We start from the raw sequence: 15,904 nt of genomic DNA on the forward strand, positions 1-15,904 counted from the left end.
AAGAAGGCGGCTATGTGTTGTCGGGTACGCTGGACCTCACCGTCGACGGCAAGAGTTTCCGCCTCGAGGCCGGCGACAGTTTTCAACTCCCAAAGGCCGGCAAGCACTGGTGCCACAACCCTGGTGCGACGGACGCCGTGGTTCTCTGGGCCATCAGCCCGGCAACCTATTGAAAAGAGATCGGACCCCATGAGCGAGATCACCGTCTATACGGCCCGCAAGATCAGGACCATGAACCCGTCCATGCCGGAGGCGACGGCGGTCGCGGTGCGCGACGGCCGGATCGTGGAGGCGGGATCGCTGGAAACGCTGAAGCCCTGGCTCGACGCTTATCCGCACAAGGTCGATACGCGCTTCGAAAAGCATGTGCTGATGCCGGGCTTCATCGACCCGCATCTGCATCCCTCGCTCGGGGCGATCCTGCTGCCCTGCCATTTCATCACAGCGATGACCTGGCATCTGCCCGACCGGGTGAGCCCGCCCGTGACCAGCCATGAAGACTATGTCGCGCGGCTTCGCGAGATCGAAACATCCATGGCCGATCCCGACGAGCTGTTGCTGACATGGGGCTATCACAAGATCTGGCACGGCATCGTCGACCGCACAGTGCTCAACGACATCTCCGCCACCCGCCCGATCATCGTCTGGCAACGCTCGTTCCACGAAGTCATCGCCAATGACGCCGCCATCGACTGGATGAAGCTCGACCGGGCGGAGCTTGAACGCCATCCGCAGATCGATCTTGCATCCGGGCGCTTTTTCGAAACGGGTCTTGCCGTCGCGACGAAATCCATGAACCCCTATCTCTTCGCACCGGAGCGTTTCGGCAAGGGGCTCGAGCTCGTCAAGAAAGCCATTCACTTCGGCGGGCACACGACCATCGGCGAACTTGCCTATCCGCTCATCAATGACGAGCTGGAGTGGGACATTCTCGCCAACACGATCGAGCAGGACGATGTGCCCTTCCGCATGCGACTGGTGCCGCGTGGCGCAGGTCCCGGCGAAACGGACAAGGCCGTGGAGCGGGTAAACGGGTTCCAGTCACGCAAAACCCATCGCCTCAGCTTCGGCAATGGCGTGAAACTTTTCAGCGATGGCGGCTTTTTCGCAGAGCTAATGCAGATGCAGCCGCCGGGCTTCATCGACGGCCACCACGGCGAATGGATGACCGCGCCGGAAAGGCTCGAAGCGCTTGCCCGCGCCTTCTGGAACGAAGGCAAGCAGATCCACGTGCATTGCACGGGCGATATGGGGCTCGAACTTGCGCTCGCCATATTGGAGAAGCTGCAATTCGAGCGGCCGCGCTTCAACCACCGCTTCACCATCGAGCATTTCGGCGCTTCGACGCCGGAGCAGGCGCGGCGCATCAAGGATCTCGGCGCCATCGTTTCGGCCAATGTCTATTACCTGCATGAGCTGGGCGAGGCCTATTGGCGCCAGTCCATCGGTTATGAACGCGCCTCGCAAATGGCACGGCTGGGCACGCTGGAGAGCCTCGGCGTGACGACCGCGCTTCATTCCGACTTCACCATGGCGCCCGCCCTGCCGCTCAACTCGGCCTGGGTGGCGGTCAACCGGCTGTCGGAATCGGGCACCGTGCTCGCGCCGGAAGAACGCATTTCGCTCGACAGCGCCATGCGGGCCATCACCATCGACGCGGCCTATATGCTGGGCATGGAGGACGAAATCGGCTCCATCCGGGCGGGCAAGATGGCGGATTTCACCGTGCTCGAAGCCGACCCGTGGGAAACCGCGCCCGAAGACCTGAAGGACATTCCGATCTGGGGCACCGTGTTCGAGGGCGAACCCTTTCCCCTCGGGGAGCGGTGATGCGCATTCCCATCACCTTGCTGACCGGATATCTGGGGGCGGGGAAGACGACCATCATCAATGCCCTGCTCGCCCAAAACCCGGATCGCCGCATGGCGGTGCTGGTGAACGATTTCGGCGCCGTCAATATCGATGCCTCGCTGATCGCATCGCGTGACGGCGATACGGTGCGCCTGACCAATGGCTGTGTCTGCTGCTCTATCGAAGACGATCTCGGCACGGCGCTGGACGCGCTCGCCAAAAGCCCGCATCCGCCCGAGCATGTATTGCTGGAAGCAAGCGGGGTGGCCGATCCGCAGCGCATTGCCCGCCATGCCGGACATTGGCCGGGCTTCGAACTCGACGCCATCGTTACCGCCGCGGATTGCGAAACGGTGCGCGAACGGGCCGCCGACAAATTCGTCGGCCATCTGGTCGAAAGCCAGATCCGCGCCGCCGACATCATTGCCCTGACGAAATCCGATCTGGTCGCGCCGGGCGACGCGGAAAGCACGACACGCTGGCTTCACTCACTGAACGATGACGCCCTTGTCACGGATGCCCCTCATGGCCGGGTCGAGCTGGCGCTTCTGCTAGGGCCACGCCCGGGCCGCCCATCCCCGCCTGCTATGCCCGATCAGCCACATGATGCGTTCAGGACCATGCATTGGGTGCCGCAGCACCCTGTCGACACGGAAAAGCTGTCGCGTCTCCTCAGCGAGATGCCGCGCGCTGTGCATCGGGTAAAGGGGTTCTTCGTCGATGCGCGGACCGGGCAGATGACCCTGCTACAGCAGGTGGGACGGCGCTTCCGTTTTTCCGCCGCGCCCAAGACGGCCGCCCCCGGTCTCGTGCTGATCGCTTCGGGGCCCGACATGGATCTGGCGCGCTATCACCTCGCCTTTGAAAGCTGCCAATCCACTGTTCCTTCCGAGCGTGTGTAACCGGAGGTTTCTTCCTTGCCCGACATACAAGACAAAGCGCGCGTTCAAGACAGGGCCCGCGTCGTCATTGTCGGTGGCGGTATCGCGGGATGCTCCGTCGCCTATCACCTCACCCGGCTCGGCTGGCGCGATGTCGTGCTGCTGGAGCGCAAGCAACTGACCAGTGGGACGACCTGGCACGCGGCAGGGCTCATCGCGCAATTGCGCGCGACGGCAAACATGACGCGGCTCGCAAAATATTCGCAGGAACTCTACGGCACGCTGGAGGCGGAGACGGGGCTTGCCACCGGCTTCAAACGCACCGGCTCGATCACCGTCGCCCTTACCGAAAACCGGCGCGAAGAGCTGTTGCGCTCCGCCGCCATGGCGCGTGCTTTCGGCGTGGAAATCGAGGAAATCTCGCCGGCCGAGATCGGCGCGCGCTATCCCCATCTCAATCTCGACGGGGTGCTGTCGGGCGTTTATCTGCCGAAAGACGGACAGGGCGATCCCGGCAATATCGCACTGGCGCTGGCGCGTGGTGCGCAACAGCAGGGCGCGCGCATCCATCAGCAGGTCAAGGTCACCGGCATGGCCGCCGAGGGACGACGCATCACGGGTGTCGACTGGCAAGACGAAGACGGAAACGAAGGGCATATCGCCTGCGAGGCGATCGTCAATTGCGCCGGCATGTGGGCGCGCGATATAGGTCGGATGGCAGGCGTCAATGTGCCGCTTCACGCCTGCGAGCATTTCTACATCGTGACGGAATCCATTCCCGATCTTGGCGCGCTTCCTGTGCTGCGCGTGCCAGACGAATGTGCCTATTACAAGGAAGACGCGAGCAAAATCCTGATGGGCGCTTTCGAACCGGAGGCAAAGCCCTGGGGCATGAACGGCATTCCCGAGGATTTCGAATTCGATCAGCTGCCGGACGATTTCGACCATATCGCCCCTGTGCTCGAACAGGCGGTGAACCGTGTGCCGGTGCTTGCCCGCACGGGCATCCATACCTTTTTCAACGGGCCGGAAAGTTTTACGCCGGACGACGCCTATCACCTCGGCCTCGCGCCGGGGATGGACAATGTCTGGGTGGCGGCGGGCTTCAACTCCATCGGCATCCAGTCCGCAGGCGGCGCGGGCATGGCGCTTGCCCAATGGATGGAGGACGGTGAAAGGCCTTTCGACCTCGGCGACGTCGATATCGCACGGATGGAGCCCTTTCAGGGGAACCGATCCTATCTCCATGCCCGCTCGACGGAGACGCTGGGCCTGCTTTTCGCCGATCACTATCCCTATCGGCAGAAAGCAACGGCGCGCGGGATTCGGCGGTCACCCTTTCACGGCCAGCTTGACGCTCAAGGCGCGATCTTTGGCGAGTTCGCGGGATGGGAGCGCGCCAACTGGTTCGCGGTGCCGGGGCAGGCACGCCGTTATGACTATTCATGGAAGCGGCAAAACTGGTTTCAAAACGCCGCTGCCGAACATCGCGCCATCCGCACGGGCGTCGGCATGTATGACATGTCGTCCTTCGGCAAGCTGCGCGTTGAGGGACGCGACGCGGAGGCCTTTCTCAACCATATCTGCGGCGGGGACATGTCCGTTCCCGTCGGCAAGATCGTCTATACGCAGTTCCTCAACACGCATGGCGGCATCGAGGCGGATGTCACCATCAACCGGCTGTCGGAAACCGCCTATCTCGTGGTCACGCCCGCGGCGACGCGGATCGCAGATGAAAACCGGATGCGACGGCATCTTGCCGACTACTCGGTCGTCATCACCGATGCGACGGCGGCGGAGGGCGTGCTTGCCATTATGGGGCCGGGGTCGCGCGGTCTGCTGCAAGCGGTCTCTCCCAACGACTTCTCGAATGAGGCAAACCCTTTCGGGACCGCGCAGGAGATCGAACTCGGCATGGGGCTTGCCCGGGCGCACCGCGTTTCCTATGTGGGCGAACTTGGCTGGGAACTCTATATCGGCGCCGATATGGCCGCTCATGCCTTCGAAACGATCTGGCAGGCGGGCGCCGACCACGATCTCAAGCTTTGCGGATTGCATATGATGGATAGCTGCCGGATCGAAAAGGGCTTTCGCCATTTCGGGCATGACATCACCTGCGAGGACCATGTGCTGGAGGCAGGCCTCGGCTTTGCCGTCAAAACGGCAAAGCCCGATTTCATCGGTCGTGACGCGGTCCTGCGAAAAAGAGAAGCGGGACTTGAGCGGCGGCTGGTGCAGTTCCTGCTGAACGATCCGGAACCGCTCCTCTTTCACAACGAACCCATATTGCGAGACGGCGAAGTCGTCGGGCATTTGACGTCGGGCGCCTATGGGCATCACCTCGGCGGCGCCATGGGGATGGGCTATGTACCGTGCAGCGGTGAGACCGCCGATGACCTGCTCTCATCAACCTATGAAATCGACGTTGCCGGCGTTCGGGTCCCCGCCAAGGCTTCGCTCAAGCCGATATACGATCCGAAGGGCGAACGCACTCGGCTGTAGCACCTAGCGGGCTATGGATCTGTAATTTCTGCACCACATTCCGACGCTCATACGCTGCAGATGAGGCTCAAGGCCAAGCCTAGTCCGCCCTATACAGGACAGCATTCCGAACGACCTAGACCGATCCCAGCAGGTTCTGCTTCGACCAGATCTCTTCCATGTGCGCGAGGCGGGTTACCACGCTTTTCCCCATGCGCTTTGCGACGGCGTCCAACAGATAGTTGAGCAGAGCCGTCAGCCCGGTTTTGCTGTCGAAAAGACCGCAGGTCGCCTGGGATATGCGAAAGTTCGTTTCGCTGCGGGTGGCGATAACGTTATGCGGGCCATCCGTGATCGCGATGGTGTGGAGCCCCATTCCGCACACCATCTCGTGCACATCCACAACCCAGCTTTCATTGCGCTGCGCATCCATCGCCAGCAATACATCATCGGGAGAAGCTCTCCCCAGCTCGGTCGAGACACGAAAGGGCGACCCCTCCAGGCTATAAACGCGCGGGCGCACGATCCTCAGGAAATCATGGAAGGTCGTCGCAGGGCCCGCCCACTGCTCGCTCGACAGAATGAACACCCGCCGGTCGGTATCCGCGAGAAGGTCCACTGCCCTTTCAAGGTCCTGCTCGTCGATCGCCGATAGGGTTTCCTTCACGTTCAGCATTTCGATTTCGATCCAGGCGGCAAGGTCGTGACGCGCCGCCGGATCCCTCGCCCGCTTGTATGCGGACGATATTCGGTTCGACAATTCGTGCCGGATGCTGGCCTGCAGCCCGCTGAAGCCGGGATATCCCAGTTTATCCGCAAAGCGGACAATGCTGGGCGCAGAGGTTTCAGCCTCCTTAGCCACACTCGCCGCCGTCCCGAAGGCCACAAGCTCCGGATAGCTACTGACGAGGCGCGCTATCCGCTGCTCGGTCGGCGTCAGCTTTGCCGAGAGCTGCTCAATGCGGTCAAAAATATTTTCTGTAACATTCATTACATTCTTTCTCACTTCGTAATGATCATTATAGTTCGGTTCCTGGATCCGACAAGCACGCGACAAAGGGGTACCGGCACGCATGAATGAAGACAGGATTGTCCGTATCGAGCTGACCGAGGTCGCCATTCCTTTCAAAAAGGAAGTCCAGGAGGTCATGCAAGGCTCCGGCAACGGCCTTGGCATGGCCATTCCGGCCGAAGAGCCGTGGCTCGGGGGAGATTTCGTGATCTGCCGCCTCTTCAGCGCATCCGGCGCGACAGGCATGTCGGAGGCCTTTGTCTGGCTGCCGGAATCCGGCGTCTCTCCCGGCGGGATCATCGAGACCATTCGAAGCGACATGGCGCAGTTCGTGCTCGGAGAATCCCCCTTCGACACCGAACGCCTGATGACGCGGCTGAACAACAACGTCACGCGTAACGAAATCGCCAAGGGTCTGCTCGATTCAGCCTGTTTCGAGCTGAAGGCGCAACTCGCGGGGCAGTCCGTGGCCAACCTTCTCGGCGGCGTTCAGAAGCGGGAGCTGCCGCTTGCCGCCCTCATCCCTCTCCACAGCGACACGTCGACCATGGTTTGGCTCGCGCAACACTGGCACGCGCAAGGGAGCCGCACCATTTGCGTGAAGCTTGGCGAAAGCATCGAACGCGATGTGGAAATCATGAGTGCCATGCGCGACGCGCTTGGCAGCGACGTGCGCCTGCGCGTCGATTACAATCAGGCCTATTCGGCATGGGACGCGATCGCCGCGATCAACGCCATCGAGCCCTTCCATATCGAGGTTGCGGAGCAGCCCACAAGCGCGTCGAACTACCTTGCCATGGCAGGGGTTCAGAAGCGTGTGAATGTGCCGCTCATGTCGCATGAAGGCTGCTTCTCGCTCAGCGAAATCCATCAGTTGCATGCATTGGGCGCCATCGGCGCCGTCGGCATCAATGCCGAACGCCCCGGCGGTCTCAGCGCGGCGGTTCGCGCAATCCATTTCGCCGAGCAAAACGGGCTGGGCGTGATCCTTCACAACCAGCCGGCCGGTCTCGGATCGGTATGGCAGGCGCATCTCGGCGCCGCCTTCCACTCCTCGCTTCACTATGACATGGAGCTCTTCGGTCATGTGATGCTGGAGCACGACCTTCTCAAAACGCCTATGGACTACAGCAACGGAACACTGACGCTGCCGGAGGGAACAGGCTGGGGCGTGGAGCTCGATCTCGACGCGGTCGAACACTATGCCGTGCGGCCCACAGTCGTCATCGAGAAGACGAGGAACTAAGCCATGATCAACACCACCCTGATGGCCGAGCGATACCAGTCAGCTCGTGATCTCTTTCTGTCCAATGCAGACAAGGCGGGATGGGAAGCGCATAGCCTGCTTCATCCGCTGAAGGGGCCCCAGGGCATCGATCTTTACACGGATGTCATTCACACGGGCAATCCGGACAGCGAAAACCTCCTGATGATCTCCTCGGGCACTCACGGTATCGAGGGATATCTCGGCTCGGAGATCCAGAGCCGCCTGCTTGCTGAGAACGTGATTGCGCCGGACCGCTCGGACCGTCATGCCGTGATGGTGCATGCGGTCAATCCTTACGGCTTTGCCTGGCACCGACGCGTCAATGAAGACAATATCGACCTCAACCGGAACTTTATCGACTTCGATGCGCCGCTCCCCGAAAACGAAGGATATGAAGCATTTCGCGCGCTCCTCAATCCTGCGGAGTGGGACGAGGGGTATGAAGAGAAGCTGAAAGCGGAGGCCGCTCTGGCGATAGAGCGGATGGGACTGGGCGCCCTCTTCAAGTCGGTCAGTGGTGGCCAGTATGAACACCCCTCCTGCATCCAGTATGGCGGCCAGGGGCCATGCTGGTCGCGGCGCATGATGGAAGATGTCTGGACGCAGGTCATGGCGAACAAACGCCGCGCGACCCAGATCGATCTTCATACCGGTCTCGGGTCTCCCGGCCAAGGCATTCTGATGACCTATGGCAAGGACGAACAGACGCGCATCAAGCGGGCCCGCGCCATGTGGCAGGATATTTTCGTCTCCCCGCCCGCGGAGACGGACGATACGCTCACCACGGGCGTGCTCGGGCCGCATCTGGAAGAGATGTTCGCCGACCGGGATATTCTCGCCGTCGTGCTGGAATACGGCACGAAGGAACCGGTCGACGTCCTGCATGCCATCGCCGCCGATAACTGGCTGCATCACCACGGGGACGTCGACAGCGAACGGGGTGCGCGGATCAAGCAGCTCATGCTCGACGCCTTCTATCTGAGCGACACCGCTCTCCGCGAGAAGTCCTATCAACGCGCCAGGAATGTTGTCGTCGCGGCCGAAAATGCCGGCTGACACGTCATGCCCTGCTATTCATCCCTGCCGGCCCTGATCCGGGACGCAGCCCCGCGTACTCCCCTGCTCTGTCTTTCGCCTCGTCGCATCACGGAACGGGTTCGTCTGTTCAGAGCGCATTTTCCGGGAGAGACGAGCTGGGCGGTAAAGTCCAACCCCCATCCCCGGGTGGTGCAGGCTATCGTCGATGCAGGTATCCGGACATTCGACGTGGCATCGCGCCAGGAAATCGACCTGATCCGGCATCACTGTCCGTCGGCCACGCTTCACTTCAATCATCCGGTGAAAACGCCGGACGATATCGCCTATGCCATTCATGCCGCCGGCATCCGCAGCTTCGTAATCGACAGCCCCGAGGAACTGGAAAAGATCGACATCACAGTCGACAGCATGGAGTCGGGCCTGCGCAGCGTCATCACGCTGACGATCCGCTTTCGAAGCAAGAACGCGGCGGGGACGGGCAATTACAATTTCGACGAGAAATTCGGCATCCCGCCGCAAGAGGCCGCTGCGCTTCTGCAGTTAGCCGCGCATCGGGGATACCGAACGGGCCTCACCTTCCATCCCGGCTCCCAGAACCGGCGTCCGGAAAGCTATGCGCTGTCGATCGAGACGGCGCGCGACATTGCCGGAAGGGCTTTCCCGCAAGGAGAGGCTGCGCTTTCTCACCTGAATATCGGCGGGGGCTTCCCTTGCGCCTATCCGGGGGGCAGCGGACCTTCGCTGCATTGCTACTTCAAGGCCATTTCCCAAGCGGCCTCGGATCTTGCCTGCCCGCTCGTCTGCGAGCCCGGCCGCGCACTGGTTGCCGAAAGCACGAGCCTGCTGACCCGGATCAATCTCCGGCGCAAGGACGATTCCCGCCTCTACATCAATGACGGGATATACGGCTCTCTCATGGAAGCCGCCTTTGTCGATTTTCAACCGCCTGCTCGCGCCTATTCCGCCGACGGCGCCGCGTTTCCCGAAGACGAGCCCCGTGAGGCGTTTCAGGTGTGGGGCGCGACCTGCGACAGCCTGGACCGGCTGCGGCAGCCCGTCTGTCTGCCGTCTGCCATCCGCACCGGCGACTTCATCGAATTCGGGATGATGGGGGCCTACAGCAACGCCACGGCAACCCGCTTCAACGGTATCGAACCGGCAGGCCTTGTGGGCGTCGAGGAAATAGCTCCCTGGTCAGCGGATGCGAAACACGCGTGAAATCAACCGATAAGGAGAGGCTTCAGATGCCGCAACCGGACACCGGCAATACAAGTGAGGCGACCTTGTTGTTCAATGTCGAAATCCTGTCCATGGATGACGACCGGACCGTCGCCAAGGCCATGGTCTATCAGCACGGTATCATTCACTTTGTCGGCGGCGAAGCGGGTGCCAGGCACTGGCTGAACGAGGCGGGCCTTTCCGCCCGTGAGGTGGACGGCCGGGGAAACTGCGTCCTGCCGGGCTTCATCGACACGCATCTCCATCCCATCCTGCTCTCCATTTTCGAGGTGAATGCGGATTTGAGCGACGCCTCTTCAATCGACGACGTCACCTCCCTCATCGCCGGCAAGGCAACCGCACTCGAAGCCGGTGACTGGCTTCTGGGCCTGCAGCTCGACGAGCAGCGTTTTTCAGGAACCGGGTTGCCGGATCGACATATGCTCGACCAGGTCTGCCCCGACAATCCTCTCGTCATCTTCTGCAGAGACGGACATAGCCTGATCGCCAACTCCGCCGCTTTACACGTGGCGGATCTGGCGGAGGCGCCGAAAGACATCAATGGCGGAACAATCGAAGTCGATGAGAAAGGCAGGCCGACGGGAATATGTCGCGAGGCGGCGACAGGCCTCGTCATGATGCACTTCAAGCCGCCGGGAGAAGCCCAACTCAAGACGGCTACGCTTCACGCCATTCGCAAGCTACCCGCCCATGGGATCACCTCCATCGGTGCGATCCTGCAAACGGACTCGGAGGGGCCCAGTGGGGCAAGCGGCCAGCGCGAAAGCGCGCTGATGGCCGAGCTCGCGCCCGACCTGCCGCTTTCCATCTACAATATTTTCATCGGCACGACCCCTGCCGACACCTTCCCGAGTGGCCCCGACAAGGCTTCCGACGCCTTTGCCGATCTCAAATATCGCGCCTTCAAGATTTTTTCGGACGGCACGCTCGGCTCATGCACCGCCTGCATGCATCATGGTTTCTTCGATCACCCCGAACAGACCGGGTACCTGACGCTCGGACCGGACGAACTCTACCGGCGGATGGTCGAAGCGCATGGCCTGGGCCTTCAAATATGCATACACGCCATCGGCGACAAGGCGGTTACGACATGCCTCGATCTCTATGAGAAACTGCTCGAAGAATATCCGTGCAAGGACCATCGACACCGTATCGAGCATGCCTCCGTCGTCACGTCAGGCGACATTGAACGCATGGCAAAACTCGGTATCGCACTGAGCTGCCAGCCTCTTTTCATACGCTCCGAAGCCGGCTGGCTGCCGCAACGCCTCGGGCCGGACCGGGTGCCGATGACCTACCCGTTCCGCTCGTTCTTCGACGCCGGCATTCCTGTTGCCGGTTCGTCCGACGCTCCCATCGAGAGCACCAGCGTTCTCGCCGCCATCGAATGCTGCGTTACACGAGATGGTTTCTCAACCGGGCAGAAATTGAGCGTAGATCAGGCAATCGCCATGTATACGCGCAATGCGGCTTTCATCCAGTTTGAAGAGGCGGAGAAGGGAACGCTCGAAGCGGGCAAGCGAGCCGATTTTGTAATGCTCGACAAAAACCCGCATCGCGTCCTACCCGAAGATATCGGGAAGATCTGTATCGTCAGAACCGTCCGCGGCGGAGAGACAACTTACGAATCTTAGCCAGGCCACCGCGCCTTAGGTAGCCCGCGACTTATTGGTGCATGCGCTGAATCTCGATTGGCATCTGCTTGAGCTGCGCCATGGCCCATTTCTCGTACCAATCGCAATCGCCTTCCTTAAAATTGAGTGAAAGGTCCTGACTGACCAGTGCGTCGAGTGTCTTCTCTGCCAGCATGAAGGCGAGAATCCGGCCAGGGCAAATCTGTACGCCCGCGCCGAATGTGGAATGGCCTCGCATGGGCCGATCGAGGCTGAACTGCTCCGGCTCAGGGAATGCTTTGGGGTCGAGATTGCCTGCCCCCCAACACATCATGATCGTGGTCCCCTTCGGAATCCGCACGCCCTCGAAAACGATTTCCTCGAGCGCATATCGGTGCAGATGCAGCACCGGCGGCTCAAGACGAAAGCCTTCGAAGGTCGCAGCCGGCAGCAGAGAGCGATCTGCGCGAAGTCGGTCGAGGACACAGGGATGGCGGAGCATGGTGTAGACCACATTCGATGCGCCAAGAGCCGCCGTGTGGAAGGCATCGACGAGATTGGCCGCCAGATAGTCGCCCGCATCCCTGGGCACGATACCGGCTATGGCAGGATCGTCACTGAACTCAAGTCCCTTGATATCTTCCGCGATGGCATCGACAAGCGGAAAGCCGCCGGAAGCGACGGCGCGTCGAACAGCCTGGACAACTGTTTTCCCATAGCCGTCGGCCGCCATATCGAAGACATGGACATCATGTTCGGTCGGATCGATATTGAACATTCCGCTCATATCGCGAACGAATTCGACAAGCGCGCCTTTCTCCTCTGCCGTCATCCCAATCAGGGCGGCCCAAAACCGGCATGTCAGCTCATCGCCAAAATGCCGTTGAAAGTCGACCTCGCCGACATCGGTAATCTCGGCCAGCAGCTCTGCGATGATTGTCTCGGCCAGTGGCTCCAACGCCGCAACCGCTTTGGGACTCAGTTGTTTGGTCAGTATGCGCCGAGCGGGATCATGCAGCGGTGCATTGGTAAAAAATACCTGATTGGCAAGGATCCGGACGAGGGCGCCGCCCGTTCCGGCAGGCGCAGCAGCTTCATCGCGCAAGGCTTCGAAGGATCCTGCGGAGAGCGCGTCCGGTGACATGTTGCCGGCGGCGGGCAGGGTCGAGAGTGTCCGCAGATGCTCATTGCGGAACACGACGAGCTGGCCGTCAGGGGTTCGCAAGAACGGGACGTCAGGCAGGGCGAACAGTTTGCGGCATGTATCGCGGAAGCTGTCGCGTCCACTGAAAGAGCCATAGGTCTCTACCAGGGGCAGGTCGGCAATTTCAAGAATACTCCCCTCGGCGGGCCCTGCGTTGCGCCTGGCAGAATCCGGTTCATCGGTGCGGGACATTGAAAACCTCATGTTAAACCGTGCAAAACTCGAACGGGGAACTCACCCGGGGCGACGCTCCATCGCGGCCCCTGCTTCATCAATCACGCCACGCCTGCCAGGACCGGTAGTGATCGGCCAGCGTTTCTTCCGCGGGTCGATAGACGATTCCAAGCTCTTCAATGCTGCGATGATTATCGACGGTGAAGCGAATGCCGAGATGATGGCGGATATATTCCTGGGTCAGACCGAAAAACGGACCGACGAGGCGGATCACCCAATGCGGTAGCTGATAACGCGGCAGCAGATAGGGCTTGCGATGATATGGCCTGATCATCTTCGCCATATCGAAGAGGGAGATCATGTCCTTCTCGGCGAGGATATAACGACCGCTCGCTTTCTCGTTCAACGCGGCACGCAGATGCGCGAGTGCGACGTCACGTACATCGACATAGGTGAAGGCGAAATCTGCTGCGCCGTAAAAGAAGGACCCTCTGAGCAATTCATCGAGCAAAAAGAGACTGCCAGAATCGGAGGACGGCGTCAGCGCGGGCCCGAGGATCAGACCGGGATTGATGACAACCATGGTCCAGCGCTTCTGACGGTCGCAGATTGCCCAGGCCTCCTTTTCGGCCACCACTTTGGAATAGTGATAGGGGTTATTTTCCACCGTACTCGTCGTATTGAAAAAGCGCTCCTGCAGGATATTGCCCTGCAAGGTGGGCACGTCGATGTAGTCGCCGAATATCGCGCCGACGGTCGAGGTGAGCACGACACGCGAAACGCTTTCACATTCATCGACGGTGCCAAGAACGTTCCTCGTTCCTTGAAGCGCAGGCTCGACGAGTTCACGCTGGCCATCCTTGATCTGCTCGGGAAGCAGGAATGGCGAGGCCACGTGGAAGACCGTGTCGCAATCCTGCATTGCCTCTTTGAAGGACCCCGATTTCAAAAGGTCGGCTTCGAAAAGTTCGAGCTGTCCGGGGTATCGCTCCATCAATGCGGCAAGGCCGGAGAGCTTTTCACGCTTGGCAAGGCTGCGGACCGTCGTATTGACCCTGTAGCCTTCTTTCAGCAGCAGCTCGACGAGATGCCCCGCGACATAACCGCTCCCGCCGGTAACCAAAGCCTTTTTCATAACCCTCTCCTACCTCGCCTTGAGCGTTCCCGCCGCCTTCATCGAAAGCAGGTTCTCATGTTGGGTTCGATAATCGCTTTTCAGAATCCTCGCCGTCATGGACTTCGGCAAAAGTCCGGCGAGTTTCACAAGTAGGCTCGTCGAGACAGGAAATGCATAATCCCAACGCCGTTGCCGGATCGCCGTCAGCAAATGCTCGACGGCCCGGTCTTCGGAAATTTCCCGCGGCGCCGGCATACCGTCGTTTGCCGTCGCTTCCGTTGCGATGAACCCGGGATAAATGGAGACAAAATGTATTCCCCGATCCCCAAACTCCACTCGGCAAGTATCGAAAAGCAGCCTTAGCGCTCCTTTGGCTGCCGAATAGGGCCCCTGGAGCGGCACCCCGAGGAAACCGGCGAGCGAATTTGTGTGTGCGATCACCCCTCCCCGCTGCGCCGACATCTGATCGATCACGGGAAACAGGTAGTTTACAATCGTGTCGTAGTTCGATCGCATATATGCCGTTACGTCGCGCGCGCCCATCGTCCTCATATCAAGCGCTGGCGCGCCGCCGATATTCAGGACCGCCAGATCGATCCGACCGAACCTCTCGACCGCCGCGGCCACGACACCTGCCGCATTATCCGGATCTCCGGCATCCGCCGCCAGCGCCAGACAGTGACCGCCCCTCTCCGCCACTTCCCGTGACAGTTCTTCGAGGCGCTCTTTTCGGCGTGCAGTGACAACCAGATGCGCACCTTCTTCGGCCAGCCGCAAGGCGAGAGCGCGCCCCATGCCCGAAGAGGCCCCGGCAATCAGAACCGTCTTGCCCGTATAGCGTTCATGGGCCATCGGATCCGCCTGCTCCCAATATCTTCGTCCCGCCCAGACCAGTACGGCCGACACGAGCGCAAAGACAAAACTGACCAACGCGACCGGTCGAGCTTCGTCGCCGATCACAACGAAGGATGCCGCAAGAGGCCCGAAGGCAAGGCCAAGAAGCTGAGCCGCCGGCATCAGCACAGCGACGCGGCCAAGACCGTCCGCCCTGAAAGCCAGGGCGAACTGGAACGGGTTGAGAAACAGCCAGGTAAAGCCGAACACCGCGCACAACATCGCGAAGCCGGCACGCTCCCCATGGGGGAGAACATATATTCCGCCGGTTGCGGCCACGAGGGTGAGAGCCCCCATGCAAAGCGCAAATACGACGTTTAGCCGCCGCACGAGGAGAGTGGCCAGAATTCCGCCCGAGACCTGAACCAGAAGGAGTATCGAGACCAAGGACTGGACCTGGTTCTGACCAAAGCCTGCTTCGTTTCCCAGTGGCTCCAGATAGGCCCACAGCGCCCCGAGGGCGGCCATTTGCAGAAATGCGACGACAAGCACAATCCGCCTGCTCATAGACCATTTCAGCTTTTTGCCTTCGGTATGTGCAATCGGCACAAACCCCGACGGGAGGACAAAGGAGAGCAGCGCCGCGACCGCCAGAAGAACTGCCAATGTGACGAATCCGCCGGACCATCCCATCTTCGGAACGACGAGACTGGCGAGAAGAGCGGCAACGGCGGCTTGCGCCACTGTCTGCGCAACGACGAAGATGGCTGCGATCCTGTCGGGTTTCGCCGTCCGGACGACCGTACAAGTCGCGACCCAGATCAAGGCGCCCTCCAGCACCCCCGCACCGCCGCGCAGGGCAACCAACACGCCATTCCCCTCAACATGCACCGTCAGGACATCCAGTGCCGCAACGCCGATTGCCGCCAAGAATGCCACCAGCTTGTATTGCGAAACGGGCAGGACGGCGTCACTCAAAGCCACGCCAATGCCGACCGCGACGATTTCGCCCATAGCCACCAGCCCGACACCGGACATGGTGATCCGTCCCGCCCCGGCCAGTCCGCCCAAAAGGATCGGCTGCAAGCCAAGGACAAGAAGCGCCAGCGAGCCGATCGCCAATGCGGCGGCAGTCTCACCTGCCGATATCCCGGATTGACGGTTGCTGTTCATGATCGCGACCTCTTGCGACG

12 protein-coding genes are annotated in these 15,904 nt (G+C 60.8%); 8 read left to right on the forward strand and 4 right to left on the reverse strand.

Annotated elements, in window-relative coordinates:
- The first annotated feature begins 14 nt into the window (after positions 1 to 14).
- From CMI59_RS16950 to CMI59_RS15630, 4 genes are read left to right on the forward strand one after another with little or no spacing between them, the layout of a single operon-like run.
- Positions 15 to 173, forward strand: a complete 159-nt coding sequence (locus tag CMI59_RS16950) for a cupin domain-containing protein (protein WP_363102545.1) — start codon at positions 15 to 17, stop codon at positions 171 to 173.
- A 16-nt stretch (positions 174 to 189) separates the two neighbouring features.
- Complete coding sequence (locus tag CMI59_RS15620) at positions 190 to 1,830, forward strand: amidohydrolase (protein ID WP_293329156.1); 1,641 nt, start codon at positions 190 to 192, stop codon at positions 1,828 to 1,830.
- Positions 1,830 to 2,753, forward strand: a complete 924-nt coding sequence (locus CMI59_RS15625; protein WP_293329157.1) for a GTP-binding protein — start codon at positions 1,830 to 1,832, stop codon at positions 2,751 to 2,753. Before CMI59_RS15620 ends, CMI59_RS15625 begins: the two co-directional genes overlap by 1 nt.
- Positions 2,754 to 2,768: 15 nt before the next feature.
- Positions 2,769 to 5,234 carry an FAD-dependent oxidoreductase gene (locus tag CMI59_RS15630; RefSeq protein WP_293329158.1) on the forward strand — a complete coding sequence of 822 codons (2,466 nt, stop codon included), beginning with the start codon at positions 2,769 to 2,771 and terminating at the stop codon, positions 5,232 to 5,234.
- A 115-nt stretch (positions 5,235 to 5,349) separates the two neighbouring features.
- Here the strand turns inward: CMI59_RS15630 and CMI59_RS15635 are convergent, their stop codons facing one another.
- On the reverse strand, positions 5,350 to 6,288 hold the full coding sequence (locus tag CMI59_RS15635; protein WP_293329159.1) for a MurR/RpiR family transcriptional regulator: 939 nt from the start codon (positions 6,286 to 6,288) through the stop codon (positions 5,350 to 5,352).
- Between CMI59_RS15635 and CMI59_RS15640 the strand changes: the two genes are divergently transcribed.
- Genes CMI59_RS15640 through CMI59_RS15655 form a run of 4 tightly spaced genes read left to right on the forward strand, consistent with a single transcriptional unit; the run spans position 6,287 to position 11,403 of the window.
- The gene (locus CMI59_RS15640) at positions 6,287 to 7,471 is read left to right on the forward strand and encodes an enolase C-terminal domain-like protein (RefSeq protein WP_293329160.1); all 1,185 of its coding nucleotides are present in this window, start codon (positions 6,287 to 6,289) and stop codon (positions 7,469 to 7,471) included. The genes CMI59_RS15635 and CMI59_RS15640 overlap by 2 nt on opposite strands.
- 3 nt (positions 7,472 to 7,474) lie before the next feature.
- A complete protein-coding gene (locus tag CMI59_RS15645; protein WP_293329161.1) occupies positions 7,475 to 8,548 on the forward strand; it encodes a DUF2817 domain-containing protein in 1,074 nt (357 codons plus the stop codon).
- A 6-nt stretch (positions 8,549 to 8,554) separates the two neighbouring features.
- On the forward strand, positions 8,555 to 9,748 hold the full coding sequence (locus tag CMI59_RS15650) for a hypothetical protein (RefSeq protein ID WP_293329162.1): 1,194 nt from the start codon (positions 8,555 to 8,557) through the stop codon (positions 9,746 to 9,748).
- Positions 9,749 to 9,774: 26 nt separating this feature from the next.
- The gene (locus CMI59_RS15655) at positions 9,775 to 11,403 is read left to right on the forward strand and encodes an amidohydrolase (protein WP_293329163.1); all 1,629 of its coding nucleotides are present in this window, start codon (positions 9,775 to 9,777) and stop codon (positions 11,401 to 11,403) included.
- A 31-nt stretch (positions 11,404 to 11,434) separates the two neighbouring features.
- Here CMI59_RS15655 and CMI59_RS15660 read toward each other — a convergent pair whose 3' ends face one another.
- The 3 genes from CMI59_RS15660 to CMI59_RS15670 form a co-directional block, all read right to left on the reverse strand.
- On the reverse strand, positions 11,435 to 12,778 hold the full coding sequence (locus CMI59_RS15660; protein ID WP_293329164.1) for a cytochrome P450: 1,344 nt from the start codon (positions 12,776 to 12,778) through the stop codon (positions 11,435 to 11,437).
- A gap of 79 nt (positions 12,779 to 12,857) precedes the next feature.
- Positions 12,858 to 13,895, reverse strand: coding sequence for an NAD-dependent epimerase/dehydratase family protein (locus CMI59_RS15665; protein WP_293329165.1), 1,038 nt, complete (start codon positions 13,893 to 13,895; stop codon positions 12,858 to 12,860).
- A gap of 9 nt (positions 13,896 to 13,904) precedes the next feature.
- The gene (locus tag CMI59_RS15670; RefSeq protein ID WP_293329166.1) at positions 13,905 to 15,884 is read right to left on the reverse strand and encodes an SDR family NAD(P)-dependent oxidoreductase; all 1,980 of its coding nucleotides are present in this window, start codon (positions 15,882 to 15,884) and stop codon (positions 13,905 to 13,907) included.
- Between the last annotated feature and the right edge of the window lie 20 nt (positions 15,885 to 15,904).

This window comes from Parvibaculum sp. (assembly GCF_002684405.1).
Taxonomy (GTDB): domain Bacteria; phylum Pseudomonadota; class Alphaproteobacteria; order Parvibaculales; family Parvibaculaceae; genus Parvibaculum.